19 protein-coding genes and 1 pseudogene are annotated in these 21,564 nt (G+C 37.3%); 19 read left to right on the top strand and 1 reads right to left on the bottom strand.

Annotation, left to right across the window (positions count from 1 at the left end):
• Positions 1–64: 64 nt before the first annotated feature.
• A pseudogene (locus FZF09_RS18125) lies at positions 65–795 on the bottom strand (MBL fold metallo-hydrolase).
• Between the two features lie 117 nt (positions 796–912).
• Here FZF09_RS18125 and FZF09_RS18120 point away from each other — a divergent pair.
• The 19 genes from FZF09_RS18120 to FZF09_RS18030 all read left to right on the top strand — a co-directional run.
• On the top strand, positions 913–1,347 hold the full coding sequence (locus tag FZF09_RS18120; protein ID WP_158738009.1) for an Lrp/AsnC family transcriptional regulator: 435 nt from the start codon (positions 913–915) through the stop codon (positions 1,345–1,347).
• A 535-nt stretch (positions 1,348–1,882) separates the two neighbouring features.
• Positions 1,883–2,386, top strand: a complete 504-nt coding sequence (locus tag FZF09_RS18115; protein WP_158738008.1) for a hypothetical protein — start codon at positions 1,883–1,885, stop codon at positions 2,384–2,386.
• A 190-nt stretch (positions 2,387–2,576) separates the two neighbouring features.
• On the top strand, positions 2,577–3,989 hold the full coding sequence (locus tag FZF09_RS18110; RefSeq protein ID WP_158738007.1) for a glycoside hydrolase family 18 protein: 1,413 nt from the start codon (positions 2,577–2,579) through the stop codon (positions 3,987–3,989).
• A gap of 389 nt (positions 3,990–4,378) precedes the next feature.
• Entirely contained in the window at positions 4,379–4,999 is a 621-nt protein-coding gene (safA, locus tag FZF09_RS18105) for a SafA/ExsA family spore coat assembly protein (protein WP_158738006.1), read from the top strand.
• Positions 5,000–5,189: 190 nt separating this feature from the next.
• Positions 5,190–6,191: an LLM class flavin-dependent oxidoreductase gene (locus tag FZF09_RS18100; RefSeq protein ID WP_158738005.1), complete on the top strand. Its 1,002-nt coding sequence runs from the start codon at positions 5,190–5,192 to the stop codon at positions 6,189–6,191.
• 1,212 nt (positions 6,192–7,403) lie between these two features.
• Positions 7,404–7,544 (top strand): hypothetical protein, encoded by a 141-nt coding sequence (locus tag FZF09_RS18095; protein ID WP_158738004.1) that lies wholly within the window; start codon positions 7,404–7,406, stop codon positions 7,542–7,544.
• A 262-nt stretch (positions 7,545–7,806) separates the two neighbouring features.
• Complete coding sequence (locus tag FZF09_RS18090; protein ID WP_158738003.1) at positions 7,807–9,036, top strand: acyl-CoA dehydrogenase family protein; 1,230 nt, start codon at positions 7,807–7,809, stop codon at positions 9,034–9,036.
• A gap of 27 nt (positions 9,037–9,063) precedes the next feature.
• Positions 9,064–10,137 (top strand): phosphotransferase family protein, encoded by a 1,074-nt coding sequence (locus FZF09_RS18085; protein ID WP_233269551.1) that lies wholly within the window; start codon positions 9,064–9,066, stop codon positions 10,135–10,137.
• Positions 10,138–10,245: 108 nt separating this feature from the next.
• Positions 10,246–11,049 (top strand): SDR family oxidoreductase, encoded by an 804-nt coding sequence (locus FZF09_RS18080; RefSeq protein ID WP_158738002.1) that lies wholly within the window; start codon positions 10,246–10,248, stop codon positions 11,047–11,049.
• 435 nt (positions 11,050–11,484) lie between these two features.
• A complete protein-coding gene (locus FZF09_RS18075; RefSeq protein ID WP_233269550.1) occupies positions 11,485–12,033 on the top strand; it encodes a TetR/AcrR family transcriptional regulator in 549 nt (182 codons plus the stop codon).
• 222 nt (positions 12,034–12,255) lie between these two features.
• On the top strand, positions 12,256–13,434 hold the full coding sequence (locus FZF09_RS18070) for an acyl-CoA dehydrogenase family protein (RefSeq protein WP_158738000.1): 1,179 nt from the start codon (positions 12,256–12,258) through the stop codon (positions 13,432–13,434).
• 541 nt (positions 13,435–13,975) lie between these two features.
• Positions 13,976–14,695: an SDR family NAD(P)-dependent oxidoreductase gene (locus FZF09_RS18065; protein ID WP_158737999.1), complete on the top strand. Its 720-nt coding sequence runs from the start codon at positions 13,976–13,978 to the stop codon at positions 14,693–14,695.
• A gap of 38 nt (positions 14,696–14,733) precedes the next feature.
• Positions 14,734–15,855 carry a TRAP transporter substrate-binding protein gene (locus tag FZF09_RS18060; protein ID WP_158737998.1) on the top strand — a complete coding sequence of 374 codons (1,122 nt, stop codon included), beginning with the start codon at positions 14,734–14,736 and terminating at the stop codon, positions 15,853–15,855.
• Positions 15,856–15,991: 136 nt separating this feature from the next.
• Complete coding sequence (locus FZF09_RS18055) at positions 15,992–16,522, top strand: TRAP transporter small permease (RefSeq protein WP_158737997.1); 531 nt, start codon at positions 15,992–15,994, stop codon at positions 16,520–16,522.
• Positions 16,512–17,813, top strand: a complete 1,302-nt coding sequence (locus FZF09_RS18050) for a TRAP transporter large permease (protein WP_158737996.1) — start codon at positions 16,512–16,514, stop codon at positions 17,811–17,813. Before FZF09_RS18055 ends, FZF09_RS18050 begins: the two co-directional genes overlap by 11 nt.
• Before the next feature lie 99 nt (positions 17,814–17,912).
• Positions 17,913–19,067, top strand: a complete 1,155-nt coding sequence (locus tag FZF09_RS18045; protein ID WP_158737995.1) for a thiolase family protein — start codon at positions 17,913–17,915, stop codon at positions 19,065–19,067.
• A 124-nt stretch (positions 19,068–19,191) separates the two neighbouring features.
• Positions 19,192–19,809: a TetR/AcrR family transcriptional regulator gene (locus tag FZF09_RS18040; RefSeq protein ID WP_158737994.1), complete on the top strand. Its 618-nt coding sequence runs from the start codon at positions 19,192–19,194 to the stop codon at positions 19,807–19,809.
• An 89-nt stretch (positions 19,810–19,898) separates the two neighbouring features.
• Entirely contained in the window at positions 19,899–21,275 is a 1,377-nt protein-coding gene (locus tag FZF09_RS18035) for an FAD-binding protein (RefSeq protein WP_158737993.1), read from the top strand.
• Between the two features lie 98 nt (positions 21,276–21,373).
• A partial coding sequence (locus FZF09_RS18030; RefSeq protein ID WP_199256822.1) for an enoyl-CoA hydratase/isomerase family protein occupies positions 21,374–21,564 on the top strand: 191 nt, incomplete at its 3' end.

Raw genomic sequence — 21,564 nt, 5'->3', positions numbered from 1 at the left:
ATCAGCTTTCCATATGCCGACCCTCCAGGACTTGTCGCTTGTGAGCAAGGCGCTTGCACTTTTCTTAAAATGAGTATGATTCTCCGTCGACTGGCACAAAAACATGAGAAGAGATTCCTTTTTCATTAATAAAGTTTTTTAATTCTTCTCTTGATAATGTCCAATGATTTACAGCTTCCATATGGACAGAAATAATTTTTGCGTTAGGAGCAGCTTTATATACTTCATAGATATCATCTTTCCCCATGACAAGAGAGCCGCCTTCGAGGAATTGATTATCCCCGCCATTTACAACAATGATTTCTGGTTTGTGTATTTCAATTACTTTCTGAACAGCTTCATACCAAACCGTATCCCCAGCTACATATAACGTTTTTTCTTCTGGATGGTTGAAGACAACGCCGCACACTTCACCGGCAATTTTCTGTATTTCACCTCTACCATGCTCACCTTTTGTTTTTATTAACCTCACATCGTCAAAGGACGTATCTTCCTGCAAAACCTCTACGTTTTGAAAGCCTGCGTTTTTCACTTCTTTCGCATCTTCATCATTTTGTATAAATATTTTAATGTTTTTTGGCAATACATCTTTGGCAACGTCATCCCAATGGTCTAAATGTAGATGAGTGACAATCACAGCATCTACATTAATAATAAAGGGTTATTTTGTTCTTGTCTTAATGAATTTGGGAAAGGTGGATAAGTCCCTTTATCTGCTAAAAACGGGTCAATTAAAAACTTTTTCCCTGCATATTGAACAACTAGTGTTGCATTACGAATTTGTTGGATATTCATGTTCAAAACTCCTTTTCTCAGAACTACGTTTATTCTATAATATGACCAATTAATGGATACATAGATTAAATCAAGAATTTTGGCAGTTTGACTTGATCAATCAAAGGAGTTGAATAAATGTTAGATAACACGGATGTGCGAATTTTAGAAGAACTATCCAAGAACAGTCGTATCACGATGAAAGAATTAGGCGAGAAAGTCCATCTGACTGGACAAGCTGCTTCAGATAGAGTTGCAAAATTAGAGGATGATGGAGTGATTGAGGGATATACAATTAAAGTGAATCAAGTAAAATTAGGGTGGATGATGCATGTTTTTATTACTATCATGATAAAAAGCACTTATCATCAACCTTATCTGTCGTTCATAAAAACCCAAGAACAATACATCATACATAACTATAAAATCAGTGGAGATGGTTGTTACCTGCTCGAATGTAAGTTTCCCCCTCATGAAATATTAAATACATTTTTGGAAGACTTAAACGAGCATGCAAACTATAAATTATCGATTGTTATTAAAAATAGGGCATTAATAAATAATGGGGATTAAAAAAATTTAAAAATATTTTTTAGAATAGGGCGTTTATCCGCACCTCGGAAAGCGTCTTTTTTTAATGAGAGAAAGAGAAAATACTTAAAACTATCAATTTATAATATCTTAATGCAACGGTTTATGATTCCTGAAATAATTACCAAGATTTGCAATAACTACAGTGGCAATCGCACTGTATTCCACGAAACATAACCACCAATAGGATCCAAAAGGTCTTTTTTTAAAATTAACGTAGTATAACCATAGAACAGACTATTTGAAAAACTTTCATAGACATTGGACGGCCATCAAATTTTGGCCGTTTTTGTATTGGAGGTGTTTCGGAATGTTTAACTTTGTTAAGAGTTTTACTAATAGGAAAGACGTATTGAGTTACCCTTTCCACTTTGAAATAATTATTATCAAACTATAGCAGTTTAGTGGAATAAGAAATTTAATCTAATAAGCATTCGTAAGGTAATGGCTGAAGTGGGAAGGGGCGGTCTATATTTTAAAAAAACTCATATATATTATATCCATAGGTGTAATTGTATTGGGTTTTTATTTTATAAACGTAGCATTGAAAGACGACGTGCAAGAAATTGAAAAGGTTGTAAATTCATTAAATCAACCACTGACTAATTTGGCACATATCGAATTACTCGATAACAATAAAGCTATTGCCTTTTATGAATGGGGTCATACTAACCAACAATATTTTGGAAGTGCCCTCTTAAAAAAGAACCTATTTGGCTGGAAATTCGTTAGTGGAAGCAGTGGTCAGCTTACTTATGAAAATAAATTAGACTGGGGTTTTTCAAATATAGCTCCTTACTTTTCTGATTATACAGATTTACTTAAAGGTAAAATCTTAAACCCTTCAATTGAAAAAGTGAGGGTTGAAACTAAAAGCGGAAACGAATACACAGCAAATATTGTTGAATATTACAACGGTGAAAAGTTTTGGTTCTTCATTACAGATGGAGAAGAGCTTTTGGATTCTACTATAACAGGTCTTTCTTCTGATGGTGAAATAATTGAAGAAATAACAAGGTAATCTTTATTTTTTAATAAAAATGAAGAGAACTGTTTTAGGGCATTGTGTTTTTATTTTTTAAAATATTCCTTTTTATGGAAGTTTTAGACTTCTATTTCATACCTAATTTACGGAAAACCGAAATACATAATAGGACGGGACTCCCATGAATAGCATGGTAAAAAGAGACTGCCTGTGAGGTGAGGGTATCATGCGGATTCATGTGGTGGAAGCTGGAGAATCAGTATGGGCAATATCCCGGCGTTACCTAACGGATATCAATCAAATCATTTTAGTAAATCAATTGGAGAATTCTAATGTACTGGTAGTGGGGGAGGCGCTCGTTATTCCTGAACCTGGCCGTGAATACGTCGTACAGGCTGGTGATACGCTCTGGGAGATCGCACAGCGTTATGGCGTTTCGGTTCAAGAGCTCGCGGAGATCAATCAAATCACCAATCCTTCTTTCCTTTATATAGGTGAGATGCTTGTCCTTCCTTATTTTCCTCACATGGTTCAGCCGGGGGAAAGCTTATGGGCTATAGCACAGCAGTATGAAGTGTCCATGAACCAAATTATTGCAGTGAACAATATCGCTGACCCAACCATGCTTTTTATCGGCCAGATTCTTTATATCCCAAGGAGACTGAGACCAGTAAAAGATATTAATGCTTATACAACCAGCATGGATGAAGAAGGAAGCAGTGAAGTACTTGCATTAGGAAGAAACTTTACCTATATAGCCCCATTCACTTACTCCATACGAGAAGACGGTTCTATCACGGAGCTGCAGGATATAGCGGTGTTAGAAGCAGCAAGAGCAACGAATACAGCACCATTACTCGTATTGACTAATTTTTCGAATGGCTCGTTCGATTCCGATATCGCTGCAACCATTCTCAGAAACACGGAGCTGCAGGAAATACTGATCACTAACATCTTGGATACAATGGACACCAAAGGCTACACAGGTGTTAATTATGATTTTGAATATGTGTATCCAGAAGACAGAGAAAACTATAACAATTTTCTACGACGGACAGTGGCCAGGCTGCATCCGGAAGGGTATACGGTATCTACTGCTTTAGCACCGAAAGACCGTGCCGACCAGGAAGGGCTGTTATATGAAGCCCATGATTATCCAGCTCACGGTGAGATTGTTGATTTTGTCGTACTGATGACATATGAATGGGGATGGGCCGGTGGAAGACCGCTTGCAATCGCTCCGATTAATGAAGTGAGAGAAGTGTTGGATTATGCGGTAACTGTCATTCCAAGAGAAAAAATTTTAATGGGAATACCGCTATACGGAAGAGATTGGAGGATACCCTGGGTAGAAGGTACTTTCGCTCGTACGGTAAGTCCTCAGGAAGCACTGCAGCTGGCAGCGGATTACGGAGCGGCAATCGAATATGATGAAACCTATCAATCCCCCTTCTTTCGCTATGTGGATGAAACGGCTCAGGAACATGAAGTGTGGTTTGAAGATGCCCGGAGTATACAGGTGAAATATGAAACGATCGAAGAGTACGGGTTGAGAGGCGGAAGTTATTGGGTGCTTGGCATACCGTTTCCACAAAACTGGCCTGTTCTTCGTGATCAATTTACAGTGAGAAAACTATAAAAAAATGCAAAGTGAAAATAATAATAAAAAATGCTTGGATACCAAAATAGGGAACCGAGACGGCAGCGGTCTCGTTTTTTTCAAATGGTAAGAAATTATAAATATTTGGCGTTTTCATGTCTAGTGCAAGCGCCTACTAGCTCAAGATTCCTTCGGTTCGTCAATGGAAAGTATAGATCAGCTTTCCATATGCCGCCCCTCCAGGACTTGTCGCTCGTGAGCAATGCGCTTGCGCTTTTTAGCTTTTTACTGATAAAAAATCATCGACGTCGTCAAAATGTTGAGGAAATCAGAATAAGTGCAACTAGGCAATCGCCTGCACTTATAGAATTGGCGCTAGCCAAATTTTCTTTAGCATAGAATAAATTCTTGCTGGGGAAAGTACGTACATGAGTAAATTATTAAAAATGATTATCACCGTTATCGTATTGTCAACAGTATTTCCGTTTCAGACAGAAGCTCAGGACTACGACCTTTACACGGTCCAACCGGGTGACACGCTTTGGAAAATCAGCGTAAGATATAATATCGGTCTTTCTGAGATTATAAGTGCAAATAGGGAGATTGAAAATCCAGACCTGATATATCCAGGACAGCGCGTGAAAGTTCCGTCAATTGATGAGACAAAACAAATTGAAAGAGAGGTTATCAGGTTAACGAATATCGAAAGGCAGAACCATGGCTTACCTAAGCTGAAAGCGGATTGGGAAGTCTCAAGAGTTGCACGTCATAAATCAAGAGACATGCGGAATAATGGATACTTTTCACATACTTCTCCAAACTATGGCTCCCCGTTTGAAATGCTTCGAGAATATAATGTGGATTTCCGAGCAGCAGCCGAAAATATCGCAGCGGGTCAGCAAACAGCCAGCCAAGTGGTGGAGGGGTGGATGGACAGTCCTGGTCATCGAGAGAATATCCTGAATGAGTCGTACACTCACATAGGTGTGGGATATGCGGAAGGAGGCAGTCATTCGGTTTACTGGACACAAATGTTTATAAGCAAGTAACGAGAATCGTTATATGTCAGGCCATCAAAGCAGCAAATGGGATATATATTAGGAATGGTCCCTCCTAAAACAATTACAATAGTTATTGTTCCTTGTTATCAGTGCTATTGCCACATAAGCATTTATCTTGGTGTCTTGTTAATTCATTGTTACGATAAGAAAGAACTACATCCGGAAAGGAAACGTGACAATGTCTAATATAAACATTCCTGTATCTATTTTAAATTTAGTCCCTATTCGTAAAGGACAAGAGTCTGCTGAAGCTATTGAAGCCATGGTTGATTTAGCGCAGGCAGCAGAAAAGCTGGGCTATACCCGCTATTGGATTGCCGAGCATCACAATACGTCTACGCTTGCGAGTTCCGCTACGTCTATCTTAATTAAACATACATTAGAGCACACAAAAAGCATTCGTGTCGGATCTGGCGGAATTATGCTTCCAAACCATTCGCCTTTGGTCATTGCAGAACAATTTGGAACGATGGCATCGATCTACCCGAACCGCTTAGATTTGGGGCTCGGCCGTGCTCCAGGCACCGATATGTTAACTGCTGCTGCCCTCCGGCGTTCTCAAAATGAATCGGTTCATGCCTTCCCGAAGGATGTAAACGCGCTGTTAAAATATTTCGGGCCTGAAGAAAGGCAGGATTATGTAAGAGCTTATCCTGGCGTTGCTACGAATGTTCCGCTTTATATTCTTGGCTCATCACCGGATTCAGCATATTTAGCTGCAGAATTAGGTTTGCCGTATGCTTTTGCTTCTCACTTTGCACCAAAATATATGGAAGAAGCATTTGAGATTTACCGCAATCACTTCGAGCCATCTCAATACTTGGAATCTCCATATATTATTGCCGGCCTGAATGTGATTGCAGCAGAAAGCGATGAACAAGCAGCTTTTGAATCGACGACCATGCAGCAATTTTTCTTAAATGTCGTAAAAGGTTCAAAAAATCCATTAAGTCCTCCAGTAGATGATATGGATCAAATGTGGGGGCCAGCGGAGAAACAAGCCGTTCAATCAATGTCGAGCATGACATTTATGGGGAGCAAAGATACCGTACGTGACCAGCTGAGCAGGTATCAAGAAAAATATAACGTTGATGAGATCATGGCGGTCTCCTACATTTTTGAACCCGATAAACAAAAACGCTCATATGAAATATTTAAAGAGATCGTAGAGGGCAAGTAAACTGCGCGCAGTCCTGAAACAAGGACTGCGTTTTACTTTGCAAAGAATAAGTCCATCTTTTCTAAGCCCCCAAGCAAACACAGAAAAGGGGAGCTAAAACGATAAACGTTTTTTTGGAGTATTCCTTGTAAAAGCTAGTTCAGCTTACAAAATATCGAAGCAGGAAGGCAGAAAACAGAGGATTTAGAAAAAATCTTCTGCAATACTAGGCTAAATGATGAAAAATCATTAACAGGAAAAGAATATAGGAATTTTTCCATAAAACGATAAAATTGTAGTAAAGATAGTGTTATAAAAATCGATGTATACTTAAGACCTAAACGAGTGGGTTTTTCAAGAATTATTAATAGACGTCAGAAGGTTGGAGAATTTTTTCAGTTTTCTGTTTTTTTATTTGAACGCTGTTAGCAATTCCTTTCATAGGAGGAAGTATCGTCATTTTTAGCGGATATTCAGCGTTGGGAACTGTTGTCATGCTTCATATTATTACGTTATTGTACCGTACAGCAAAAACGTCCAGCATTGTTAGAATCATTACCTCGATAATATCAGCATTTCCTGTGATTGGCTCCTGCACACGATTACAGCGATTTTGATGCTAACTTGTGCAACGAGTTAATTCCGTAGATAAGGAGAAAATCCACCATGTACGGTCGCTTTTGCTTAATCGCCTATAATTTCATTATGACAGAAAAAGAACGACTCCTCTTCAAGAGATATAAAGTAGACTCTCAAGAGGAGTCTTTTATTGAGGGCTATTCGAATTTTACTGTATTTTTGCTCAATGATTTCCCATCTTATTTAGGATAGGAAAATTTATTTATTAATTATTAAGCATTAAGTTAAAGCGCTATCCACAACATTTATCTTTAAAATACTTTTTATGTTAAACAGAGGCAGACAAATATAGAACAATGGACATGTTCAAGAGATGAAGCTAAAAAAAGTGCTTACCTGAATTCGGTAGAATTTTAGGGGAAGTTAATTAAGTAGAAATTTGAAAATTCATGAGCTAATAAATAGTGTTTTATAAAACATTGACAAAATATTCCCACTTTTTGTATTATTAAACTTGAAAGGTGATTCATATATTAGGTTTTAATTTCTAAAATACTAATGAAGGGGGCATGAAAATGGGAAGGATAGAGGGTAAAATTGCTGTAATTACCGTGGAACAAGAAGGATGCGAGCATCTCATGTGAATAGTTTCTCATGAAGGAGCAAAAAGTAGTATTTACCGTTATTCGCGGACAAGAAGGGAAAGCATTAAAAAAAGAACTTGGCGAAAATGTTAAATTCATGAAGCACGATGTAACAAACTTATCAGAATGGAATAGGTTAGATGATCAATAAAACTAAAGAAACGTTTGTTTTATTAATATGTTAGTTAATAACGCGAGAAGCAGTCTTTTCAGCAGCTTGAAAAGATTAATGAAGAAAGTTGACAATTCGAAAAATTTTATCTATTATGAAATTGAAACATGATTCATGTTTTAACTACTAATTATAAATTTCAGAATTTATAGACAAGTGGAGGGGGCTTGTGTTGAAAGTTGGTTTTCAATAAAGAGAATCCATTTTTTAGGGATTAAGGAGAAAAAAGGGGAGAAGCAAAATGGAATTTGAGTACAGTGATAAAGTGGAGAATTTACGAGAGCAAATTAAAGAATTCATGGACGAATATATTTATCCGCATGAAAAAACATATAATGATCAATTGAATAGCGGAGAATCTAGGTGGCAAATTCCTCCCATTGTAGATGAACTTAAAGCTATAGCGAAAGAAAAGGGGTTATGGAATCTTTTCCTTCCTGATAGTGAAAACGGAAAAGGGTTAACAAATTTTGAGTTTGCTCCGTTATGTGAGGTTATGGGAAGGTCTATGCTTATGGCACCTGAAATTTTTAATTGTAGTGCTCCAGACACTGGAAATATGGAAATTATTGACCGGTATGGAACGGAGGAACAAAAGAAGAAATGGCTCATTCCTTTATTAGAAGGAGAAATACGCTCTGCCTTTGCTATGACTGAACCGGCTGTTGCTTCATCTGACGCCACAAACATTGAAGCTAACATTTCAAGGGAGGGTGACTATTATGTTATTAATGGTCGTAAATGGTGGACATCAGGTGCTCCAGATCCTCGCTGTAGAGTATTGATTGTGATGGGAAAAACTAACCCTGATGCCCCAACTTATGAACAGCAATCCATGATATTGGTTCCAATGGACACTCCAGGTGTAAAAGTTTTACGTACATTAAATGTATTTGGTTATGATGATGCGCCTCATGGTCATGCAGAAGTTTTGTTTGAAAACGTACGTGTGCCTGCCTCGAATATGCTTTGGGAAGAAGGTAAAGGATTTGCTATTGCTCAAGGGCGACTAGGTCCGGGAAGAATTCATCACTGTATGCGTTTAATAGGCGCAGCTGAACGAGCATTGGAGTTAATGATTAAACGAGCAGAAAAGCGTGAAACTTTTGGATCTGCTGTATCGAAAAAAGGAGTTATACGTGAATGGATTGCTGATTCACGTATAGAAATTGAACAAGCTCGTCTATTAACGATGAAAGCAGCACATAAGATGGATAAAGTTGGAAATAAAGAAGCGAAACAAGAGATTGCGATGATTAAAGTGGTGGCTCCAGAAATGGCTTTTAAAGTATTAGATAGGGCAATCCAGGTGCATGGCGGAGGCGGTGTCAGCCAAGACTTTCCTCTTGCTAAATTCTGGGCTGTCGCACGTACCATTCGTCTTGCAGATGGACCCGATGAAGTTCATCGCAATTCAGTGGCGAAACAAGAAATCAAGAAAAGTAATAAAAAAGCAATAGATATGGTTTAAAAAAGTTAATAGAAAGTGGGTGATAATGTGGGAACTCAAAACAATGATGTAACTATATCTGTACGAAAAGGGGAAGATTTTGATAGAGAAACATTTCATTCCTTTATGAGACAAAACGTTAGTTGGTGGCCGGATGAGCAGCTTGAAGTCACACAGTTTTCCGTTGGTTTTTCTAATTTAACGTACCTGATACACTGCGGAGATATAGAAGTAGTATTACGGCGTCCTCCACTAGGTCCCTTGCCTCCAAAGGCGCATGATATGGAAAGAGAATATACGTTACTCCAGAAACTATATCCAGTTTTTCCTTACATTCCAAAGCCTTATATTTTTAGTGATGATAAAACTGTAATAGGCGCTCCGTTTTATGTTATGGAACATAAAAAAGGAGTAGTATTGGACAAAGTATTCCCGCCAGATTTGCCAGCAACAGAAGAAACATGTAAAAAAATATCTCACGCATCAGTAGACACACTTGCAAAGCTTCATCAGATAGATTACAAGAAAGCAGGATTTGAAAACTTCGGGCGACCAGAGGGATTTATTAAACGTCAAGTTCATGGATGGATCAAACGTTATCAAAAAAGTAAAACACATGAAATTCCTGAATTTGAAAGACTAGCCAAATGGTTTCTTAACAATATTCCAAATTCTAAACATGCTTCGATTATTCACAATGATTATAAATTAAACAACATGATGTTTTCCAATGAAGACATTGGAAAAGTGGAAGCAGTGTTTGACTGGGAAATGGCGACCGTAGCCGACCCTTTAATGGATTTAGCAGCAGCACTTGCTTATTGGACAGAGCCAAACGATTCGGTTGAGTTGAAAGAAAGCTTGCCATCAGTGACAACGACCCCGGGTTTTATTTCACGCAGGGAGTTCATTCAGCGCTACTCATTAACAACCGGAAGGGATATTCCCCCAATTCATTTTCATTTAGCATTTACCTATTTTAAAATTGCTGCGGTTCAACAACAAATATATTATCGCTGGTATAACGGTCAAACAAACGACAGCCGATTTGGAGCGCTAGATCAATCCATTCAAATCTTAATGAAACATGCCTTTAAAATAATTGATACACAAACAATATAGTTTGTAAATTTTTGTATCTTTGAAAGAAAATGTTGTAAGCGCATTCAACTTTGGAGATAAAGGACAGTAAACATAGCTTCCATTAGCAAAGAAGGAGATGAAATAGCATTGAGTAAACGTTTTGAGCAGAAAGTTGTGTTGATTACCGGTGCCGGATCAGGGCTTGGTCGTGCTTCTGCAATAAAGTTAGCTTCTGAAGGAGCAAAGCTTTCACTTGTTGACGTAAATAAAGACGGTCTGGAAGAAACAAGAGATTTTATTATGTATAACGACACGAAGCCTGAACTTCTGCTTTTGGAGGCTGATGTTTCAAATGAGGACTCGGTTAAGAAGTATGTGAAAGACACCCTGGAACACTTTAATAGATTGGATGGATTTTACAACAATGCTGGGATTGTCGGGAAAAAATCATTAATTGGAGAATATGATAGTTCTGATTTTTTAAAAGTTGTAGATATTAATTTAAATGGTGTCTTCTATGGATTAAAATATGTACTTCCAGTTATGAGGAATCTAGGAAAAGGTACTGTTATCAACACAGCATCGGTAGCAGGTATTCGTGGCATTGTGAATCAACCTGCTTATGTAGCAACTAAACACGGTGTTGCCGGACTAACAAAGAATGCAGCTATTGAATATGCGAAATTTGGAATAAGCGTCAATGCAGTGGCACCTGGTCCTATTTTAACAAGGATGCTTCAAAGGACGTTTCAAGAAATCAATCCAACTGATTGGGAAGCAGCTGTCCGTGATCACGCGCGAGGCATTCCAGCACAACGATTAGGTGATCCTGAAGAAGTAGCTAATTTGGTTGCATTTCTATTATCAGGAGAAGCTGCCTTTATTAATGGGGCAGTTATACCAATAGATGGTGGACAAAGTAGTAATCAATATGCAGAAAAAGAATATTAAATGCTTGTAGAAGTACTTTATTGAACGTGAAAAAGAGCATACATATGCTTCAATTATTCTAAGAAGAGAAGTTTTAATTTAGAAATAAAGAGACAATATATGTATAATAGAGCATTAATACTGCGATTATAAATAGAAATTTATTTATTTTTAAGAAAATTGCTCTAAATATTGTTATGACACATTACATAAGGCTGTATTGCCATTTCTTTCTTGTATTTAATATTTTAGGTATAATAATTTTGATTATTTTTCGAGGCATTGCTATATAGTTGTCCGAGTAAATGCTGGATTATAATTTAATATCATAACTAATTAGAAACATTCCTAAAACTCTGATTAATAAAAAAGGCTTGGAGAAGGGAGAGAATATTATTGTCAAATGAGACGTTTACACCTAAAACACACAGGGGGATGCAAACAAGGAACAAACTTTTGAGATCAGCAGAATACGTTTTTGGAAAAAATGGTTATCACCAAAGCAGTATTACTGAAATTACACAAAATGCAGGAGTATCTCTTGGAAGTTTTTATACGTACTTTGAATCGAAGTTTCATATTTTTGAAACACTGCTTTGGGAAATGGTTAGAGGGTTAATTGAGGTAATAAAAAAAAGAACAATAGGAATACAAAATAGAATAGAGTTGGAAAAAGAAGGGTTTAAGGCGTTTTTTGATTTTATAAAAGAACGGCCGTACTGGTATAGCTTATTTCCGCAAGCTGAATTTGTTGATAAAAAGCTATACCAAGAGATATTTGAAAAGTTTGCAGAATCTTATGTCCTACGTATACAAGACTCTATAAATAAAGGAGAAATCCGGCCTGTGGATCCAGAAATACTTGTTTACAGTTTTATAGGAATCACAAATTACATTGGTATGAAGTGGATTATATGGGATAAAAAAGACGTGGATGATGACCTTATAGAAGAATTAATGAGTTTTATAAAGTTTGGTATTGCCCCTGAACAAAACCTAAAATAAAACGCATGCTTTAGTAAATATGTAACATGATTGCAGTAATACAAGAAAGTTGATTCATCTATATTGACAAGCATGAAAAATTGTCATAACATAAAAGGTGAATCACCTTTCATATTTGAAGACAAAAGAGAATTTTCAGAATAATTAGCAAGTGACTGAAGATCTGTGAAATTATTTTTAATAGCACTATATAAGACTTGAACGCCAGAACGGAGGTATAGTTTGGTTAAGACATTAGAATTAAAAAGTACAGTCAATGAAAGACCTTTTTTCAATGAAGAACATTATCAATATCAAAAGGCATTGAGAAAATTCCTTGAAAAAGAAGCGGAGCCTTACTTTGAACAATGGGAAAAAGACGGAATGATACCAAGAGATTTTTGGAAAAAAGTGGGAGAGAATGGTTTTCTTGCACAGTGGGTAGAAGAGGAATACGGTGGGATGGGAGTGGACTTCGGTTTTTCTGTAATTATGGCGGAAGAGTTTGAAAAAGTAGGTTCAGGATTGATAGGTTTTTCTACTCATTCTGATGTAGTAGGCCCTTACTTGGACTCATTTGCAACAGAAAAGCAAAAAGAAAAATATTTGTCAAAATTTTCTTCCGGTGAAATGATCTCTGCCATTGCTATAAGTGAACCTGGAGCAGGTTCAGATTTAGCTAATATTAAAACAACGGCGATTAAAGAAGATGATCATTATATCTTAAATGGTTCTAAGACTTTCATAACAAATGGAGTTCAGGCAGATGTGTATGTATTAGCTTGTAAAACGAACCCACATGCTGAACCTGTACACAAGGGAATCAGCATCCTGATTGTAGACCGAGACACTCCTGGGGTAGAGGTTACAAGAAAGCTGGATAAAGTAGGAATGCGAAGTTCAGACACAGCAGAATTGTATTTTGATAATGCACGTATCCCTGTTGAAAATTTACTAGGCGAAGAGGGAAAAGGGTTTACTTATTTGATGGACAAATTACAGCAAGAAAGGTTGTTGACTGCGATAACCGCTTTGGCGGCAGCGGAAGATATGCTTCAAACAACTTTGAGTTATGTACAAGAACGTAAAGCATTTGGCAGGCCGATCAGTAAATTCCAAAACACTCAGTTCCAACTAGTTGAAATAGCAACAAAAGTAAAGATTGCCCGAACATTTTTGGATGACCTTATCGTTAAGCATATAGAAGAAAAGAACATAGTAACAGAAGTATCAATGGCAAAATATTGGATTACAGAAATGGCTCGTGAAGTGTCAAATACTTGTATGCAACTTCACGGAGGTTACGGATACATGGAAGAATACAAAATCGCTAGACGATTTAGAGACATTCCAGTCTACTCCATTTTTGCAGGGACGAATGAAATAATGAAAAACATTATAGCTAAAAATATTGGACTTTAAGGATCCAAAGAAAGGTACAATTAAATATTCTTTTTTGGCATAAATGTTAGAATTTTAAACATGTTTAAAATATTAAAATAAAAGATTGATAAATACAAAACGCAGCTTACTTGAAACTCAACATATTTCACTTTAATTGAAATATGATTCAGGTATTAATAACATAATATTTGAATCTATTAATAGGCTTCCTTTCACACTTTTAGAAATTCTATTTTTACCTATCTTTTCATCAACGAGAGATAGGTAAACCAATCAATAATTAACGATTGTTAAGATAATAATTTATTTTCTACAATAAGCAACGAGGGAATTCAATGTACAAGATGTACCGTCATTCCCACAAGATACCATTTTAGCGGCCAGGCTAAATTTTCTAAATACGCAATAAAGTAGAAAGGTTTTTCAAATTAATATGAGATCATAGGTAATTTGAGACAGGCTAAATCCTATACTGCTTGACCTCTATTAAAAAAGCAATTATGAAAACGCTTACTAATTTTGTTATTGCATTTCAACAAGGAAGGTTAGGAGGAGTGAAATGTCACAATTTGCGATTGTTACTGGTGCAGCACATGGTATGGGCCAAGCTATAGCACTTCGTTTAGTAAATGAAGGTTATATAGTAGTGGCGGTTGACTTAGATGAAGAGGGTCTTGATCAACTTGAACAAAAAACTGGGGATAAAAGCTTGATCAAAAAAAATGGTGATGTTGGTGATTCCACTTTTATAAAACAAATGCTTAGTGAAATTGATTCTTCACGTTTAAGACTACTTGTCAATAATGCTGGTGTACGTTGGGCCACATCCATCCTCCATTCTACGGATGAGGAGTGGGAGACAACTCTACGGGTTAATCTTTCTGGACCATTCTATTTCATGCGTGAGACTGGACGTGTAATGGCTGAAACCGAAAGTGAATGCTTGATTATTAACGTGGCTTCTGTTGCTGGTTTAGTAGGTTTTAATAACCGCGCAAGTTATTGTGCATCCAAGGGGGGCTTAGTTATGTTAACAAAAGCAGCAGCGATGGACTTAGCTCCTAATAATATTAGAGTTGTTGCAATTTGCCCGGGATTTGTTAACACTAATATGACAGAAGATCATGCTCACACTTTAGTGGATAAGCATGTTCCGCTCGGTAAGAGTGGAAGTCCAAATGACATCGCTCAGGCTGTTGTAGATTTAACACAATGGCCGGTTGCTACAGGCTCTGCCATTGTACTAGATAGTGGTTTAACTGCTGGTTTTCGTTGGTGAAAATCTTATGAAAAAATAAATTCCTAGGGGGGTTTTCAATGAAATGTTGGAACTACAAGTTTATTTTCATAACTATTGCAGCGGTGCTTTTTTCACTAGCAGGATGCGGAAGTAATCAAACGTCTGAGAGCAGCAGCGAAGCTAAAGATAACGGAAATAATAATGGTCAAAGCGAGGAAGTTGACATTCAAGGGGGATTATGGATTCCTGGTACACATCCAGTAGTAACAGAGGGTTTCGAACCGTGGGCAGAATATGTGCAGGAAGAGACAGAGGGTTCAGTTAACATTGACATTCAATCTGGTAGTGTTTTAGGAGAATCCACTCAAGTGATTAAAGATGTAAGTGGAGGAGCTTATGACTTAGGAGTCACGGTAGGACAGTTTTATCCAGATACTCCTCTTTTTAAAATGACTATTCTTGATTTGCCTTTTGCTTTTGTAAATACAGATGATCATGCTGAAATTACTAAAGTTGTGCGGAGATATGTTGATGAAAAAGTAAAAGAAGACTTTGAAGAAATGGGATTAAAATTTTTAGGTGCTTACACTACTGATCCAGCAGTAATAATCAGTTCCGAACCTATTCACACAGTAGAAGACTTACAGAATAAACGAACCTTGCTTCAAGCACCGAGCTGGGAACCTATTCTTAACGAATGGGGAGCGACTCCAGTGTCGATGGCTATTGAAGATTTATATACTGCCTTAGATAGAGGCACCGTTGATGTAGGAATTTACGCCATTGCAGGTTCGTATTCACAAAAACTTCATGAACCCGCGCCTTACTATACCAATATTCCTATCTCTACTGTTGCAGGCTCTGCTTTTATGAATCTAGAAAAATTTAACACCTTATCCCCAGAGTTGCAGCAACAGTTTGAAGAGGAGTTTAATCCAAAGATAGCAGAGTTATTAAGAGATGCTTATACACAATCTAAAAAGGAAAGTCTCGAAAAGATCACGGAAGAAATTAAAGGAAAAGGTGAAATTATAGAACCCAGTGATGAACAAATTCAAGAGTTTGTGGGACCCGCAAAAGACGTGTGGAATAATTGGATTAATGAAGCAGACGAAAAAGGATACAATGGGCAAGAATTAATGGATGAATTCCTAAACATAATGGAAGAAGAAGGTATAGAACCACCATTTGAATTGTAAGCAGTAAAAAAGAGGGAGGAAAATATTTCAATCGCGTTGAGATAATCGGATATTAGTGGGTGAGAACCGTTTATCTCTAACGATTGGAACAGACAAAGTAACGAATTATTCGGACTTTATTGAAGGGGGAGGGAATGTGCACTACTTAAACAATGTCATTGGCATATTAACCCGCATTACCAAGTGGGGAGCTTTGTTCACAATTTTATTAATGATGGTGTTAATAACAGTTTCTATTATCTCCAGAGCCGTTTTTAATGCACCCATCATTGGAGACTATGAGTTAGTTGAATTGATGATGGTTGTGCTCATAGGACTAGGGCTTGCCTATGCTGAATCTATTGATTCCCATATTAAAGTCGGTTTGTTAGTCGATCGTCTCCACACGAATAAGCAAACTGTGATTAATATGTTTGTAAATATTTCTGTTTTCGCAGTTTGTATGCTGCTGGGCACTGTGCAGTTCAATGCAGGGATAAGTAGCTTGTCGGGAATGCAAATAAAAACTTCGTTATTACAAATTCCTCATTATCCCTTTCAATTTTTACTAGCTATTGGCTTTTATTTATGGGGATTGGAAGCATTACTAAAAACAATCTATACAATTATTACATTATTTACTAAACAAAGGAACTCTACAGGAGAGGAGAAGGAAAATGCCAGTTGAATGGATAGGAGTTATTGGTATTGCATTGATGTTTATATTGATGTTTTTAAAGTTTCCCATTAGCATTTCTCTCATCGTTCCTGGAGTTCTCGGTGTTTTTTACATTCGTGGATGGGGTGCAGTTGAAACAACTTTAGAAACTATTATTTGGTCGCATAGTTTTAGTTACACTTTTAGTACGATTCCAATGTTTATCTTAATGGGGGAATTATTGTTTATTTCAGGGATAAGTACGGAACTGTTTGACACCTTTCGCAAGTGGTTTGGCAAAATGAAAGGTGGATTGGCTACTTCTACTATTGGCGCTTCCGCATTGTTTGCAGCAGCCTCTGGTTCTAGTGTTGCTTCGACAGGAACGATGGGGGTTATCGCTCAAAGAGAGATGAATAAGGCAGGTTATGATGACAAGTTTAGTAGTGGAACCATAGTGTCCGGTGGTACTTTAGGAATTTTAATCCCACCAAGTGGAGCTTTTATTATTTATGGAATTATTACGGAACAATCAATTGGTAAATTATTAATTGCTGGTATTGTTCCAGGTATCGTTCTGGCATTACTTTTCATATTAACAATTATAATCACAGTCAGAGTGCAGCCTAAACTAGCACCAGATAATACTATATCATATAGTTGGAAAGAAAAATTTATATCCATCAAATCTACCATTTGGTTTATTGCTTTGTTCGTAGTGGTTATTGGAGGAATGTATGTGGGGTGGTTTAGCCCAACAGAAGCAGCCGGCGCTGGAGCCTTTGTTGCATTAATTCTTGCTAGTTTAAAAAAGAAATTGAATTTTAGAACATTAGTGCAAGCTTTAGAACGCACGCTGAGAACCACCGGGTTCCTATTTGCAATTGTACTTGGTGCTTTTGTTTTAAATTATTTTCTTGCTTTAACACATCTGCCTGAATTTATGGCCTCGGTAATAACAGCATCAAATCTTCCAGTTTGGGGCGTTATATTGTTGATTATGTTAATGTATCTAATATTAGGAGCGGTAATGGACGCTTTAGCTATGATTGTAGTAACAATACCAATAATACTTCCAATTATTCAAGCATTAGGATTTGATTTGATTTGGTTTGGAGTGTGGATAGTCATTATTATTGAGTTAGCATTAATCACTCCTCCAATAGGGATGAATTGTTTTGTGTTAAAAGGAGCCGTTTCAGATTTACGTCTAGAAGATATTTTTAAGGGTGCTGCTCGATTTATTATTCCCATTATAGTGATGTTACTATTGTTAACAGCATTTCCAAGTATTGCACTGTGGTTACCAAGCACTATGTAGAAAATCACTACCATTAACTATGAAGCAACTGACATACTTCATAGTTTGAAAAATCAAAATACTTCATATTAAATTAAGGATAGGAGAGGAAGAGACACAATGAATGAGCCAGTAATTGTGGAAGCTGTGAGAACACCGGTTGGAAAGCGAAATGGAAAACTTAGTGGAATTCGTGCTGATGAGTTAGCAGCTAAAACGTTAAGAGAACTTGTAGATCGTGCAAATGTGGAACCTAGTGTAATTGAAGACGTTATTTTTGGTTGCGTTTCCCAAGTGGGTGAACAGGCTTTGGATGTAGCGAGGATTGCTTCTTTAATTGCTGATTATCCGATAGAAGTACCTGGAACAACCATAGATAGACAATGTGGTTCGAGTCAGCAGGCAGTACATTTTGCTGCCCAAGCCATTGCAAGCGGGGATATGGAGGTAGTAGTTGCAGGAGGCGTTGAATCTATGTCGCGCGTACCTATGCTTTCGAATGCACAAGGGATTGACTTCAGCGATGAATTAACCTCACGATATGAAATCATTAATCAAGGATTATCAGCTGAAAGAATTGCTGATAAATGGAAATTTAATCGAGAACAATTGGATGAATTTTCACTAGAAAGTCATGAAAAAGCAATAGCTGCTCAAAAAGAAGGACGCTTTACAAATGAGATCATGCCTTTGAATGTGATGATGCCTGAAAGTAATGTTTCAGAAACGATTAAAGATGATGAAGGTCCAAGAACAAATAGTAGTATAGAAAAATTAGCAAGTCTGCAGCCATCTTTTGTCGAAAATGGAAAAATTCATCCAGGTAACTCTAGTCAAATTAGTGATGGAGCATCTGCACTTTTGTTAATGTCCCGGGAAAAAGCAGAAAAACATGGGTTGAAGCCAAAATTTCGAGTGCTCGCTCGCAGTGTAGTTGGTTCTGATCCGACCCTCATGTTAACAGGTCCTATTCCAGCAACAGAAAAAGTGCTAAAGAAAGCAGGTCTTACCATTAATGATATTGATCATTTTGAAGTGAATGAAGCATTTGCGTCAGTGCCCCTTGCTTGGCTCAAAGAAACGGGAGCGGACCCGTTAAAATTAAATCCAAATGGAGGAGCAATATCCCTCGGTCATCCGTTAGGGGCTAGTGGCGGAAGACTAATGATTACTATGATAAATGAAATGGATAGAACAGGTGCCAGATATGGTCTTCAAACGATGTGCGAAGGTCAAGGCATGGCAAATGCTACGATAATTGAACGTTTAGAATAAAGAGTTTATGTCTCATCGGAAAATTATCAGGGGAAATAAAAGGATTTAATAAAAAGCAGTTTATATAATTATTTATGAAACATGATTCGAGTATTAGAATAATATTTTGGAGGAAAAAGAACATTTGGAACCTAAAACAAAAAAAGGAATGCAAACAAGAGATAAACTGTTGAGTTCTGCAGAATATATTTTTGGTAATTATGGTTATCATCAAGCTAGCATTACTGAAATCACTCAGCGAGCAGGAGTCTCCTTAGGTAGTTTTTATAACTATTATGAATCAAAGTACCAAATTTTTGAGGACTTACTATGGAGAATGCAAAATGAATTGATTAAGTTTATCAAGCAAAGAACAGAAACTGCTGATGATAGAATTAAAGTAGAAAGAGAAGGATTTAAAGCGTTGTTTATGTTTCTTGAAGAACGGCCATATTGGTATAGTTTATTTCCTCAAGCTGAATTTGTCGACAAAGAACTGCATCAAAAGTTATTCAGTAAATTTACAAACAGTTATATGAAACGTTTAAAAAAGTCTTTAGACAATGGAGAAATTAGGCCAATAAATGTGGAGCTGCTCGTTCATTGCTTTATGGGGATTGCTAATTATCTCGGAATGAAGTGGGTACTGTGGGATCAAAGAGAAATTAATGATGAGTTAATTGATGAATTAATGGCTTTTATTAAAATTGGTATCATGAATAATGACGAACAGTGTGACAACTGTACATCTATGTTTTTATAATTAAATTTTATAAAATTCTTAATGTTACCCCTATTTTATATTTTTAATGTAATTATAAAATTGAAAATGTATAAAGGAGAGTTTGATAAATGGGATTAAATCAACAAATGAACAAACTTGAATTTGACATGATAGTTATAGGGGCTGGAATGGCAGGATTATCTGCAGCGGGGCGTGCAGCTGAAGCTGGAGCGAAAGTGTTAGTGGCAGAGAAACAAACTGAGATTGGAGGTTCTGCTCAATATGCTGGGTTTCTCTGGACTGTACTCGATGATCGTGTTCGGCGAGGCTGGGATGATGGAGATCCAGACTTAGGGCAGGTTGTGAAAGATAATTTTGCAGAGGGCGTAAATTGGATGCGTGAGCGAGACATGCTTCTCTCTAAACCCACTAAAGTTCTGCACGGGAATGGTTATCAATTTAACGTAACAGGCCACATGCAAGATTGTGTAAAATTAGTTCGCAAAGCAAGTGGACATGTGGCTTTGGGAGTAGAAGTAAAGAAACTTCTTAAAAATTTGGATGGAAAAGTGGAGGGGGCACTAATTCTTGATGATGGAGAGATGATGGAGGTAAAAGCGGATTCGGTCATTCTTGCCACAGGAGGATTTCAGGCGAATCCAGATCTGAGAGCGGAACGAATTCATAGTAATGCACGTTCCATCCCGCTGCGATCAAATACGGGGAGTACAGGCGATGGTATTCGTTTGGGTCTTGAAACCGGTGGAGCTTGGGCTAGTGAAAATACGGGTTTTTATGGTCACTTGGTAAGTTCACCAACAGACCTTGATCATCCATCTTTATTCACCCGGCTTTCTCAGTATCACAGCGATTATTCTCTTCTGTTTAACGAAAATGGAGAACGTTTTACTGATGAAAGTCAAGGCGACTTTCGTAATTCAAACGAATTGACCTTTCAACCTAATGCCCGAGGGGTGCTAGTTTGGGATGACCACGTACAGCAGGAACATGTTTTAAAAGCATTTGTGCTTGGTGCAGATACAGAAGACCGGTTGGAGGTTGCTCTACAACATGGTGCATATGGTGATAAGGTATCTGACTTAGAAAAATTAAAAAACGTTATATCTAAGTGGAACATGGATGGAGAAAAAGTGGTTCAAAGTATAAATGAATATAATCATGCCATACAAAAATGTCCAGAAAAGCTCGATCCACCACGAATATATGATCAGCGACCATTAAATCAACCTCCTTATTATGCTCTTGTAGTTGAGCCGGCTATCAGCTTTACTCATGGAGGACTTTTAGTTGATAATAAATCTCGCGCTCTTAACGAAAAAGGAGAGCCAATACCAGGTTTGTTAGTGGCTGGGGCAGATGTTGGTAATGTTTTTAATCGCGGCTATGCTGGCGGGCTGGCATTATCTTTAGGGTTTGCTTTACGTGCTGTTCGCACAGCAGGCTGGACTTCTAATAAAGGAGGTGATGTTGAGTTATATCAATGAAAATTTAGAGTTTTTTAGAGAGGAGAGCTATCTAGTAACACATTTATTCTTAAAATTTCTGTAATAAAATTTAATCAACAAAAAAGGAGAGTGTAAAAATGTATAAGTTTATAGAATACGAGAAGGAAAATGGTGTAGCAACACTTTGGCTGAATCGCCCAGAGAAACGGAATTGCATAAACTGGGAGATGCTGAATGAAATGGCAGAAGTGATAGAAAAGGCGGAGAATGACGATGAAGTGCGAGCTTTGGTTGTAAGAGGCCGTGGGGATACGTTTTGTGCAGGTGC

The organism is Alteribacillus sp. YIM 98480 (assembly GCF_009765375.1).
Lineage (GTDB): Bacteria > Bacillota > Bacilli > Bacillales > Marinococcaceae > Alteribacillus.
This window is presented reverse-complemented; position numbering and strand designations above follow the sequence as displayed.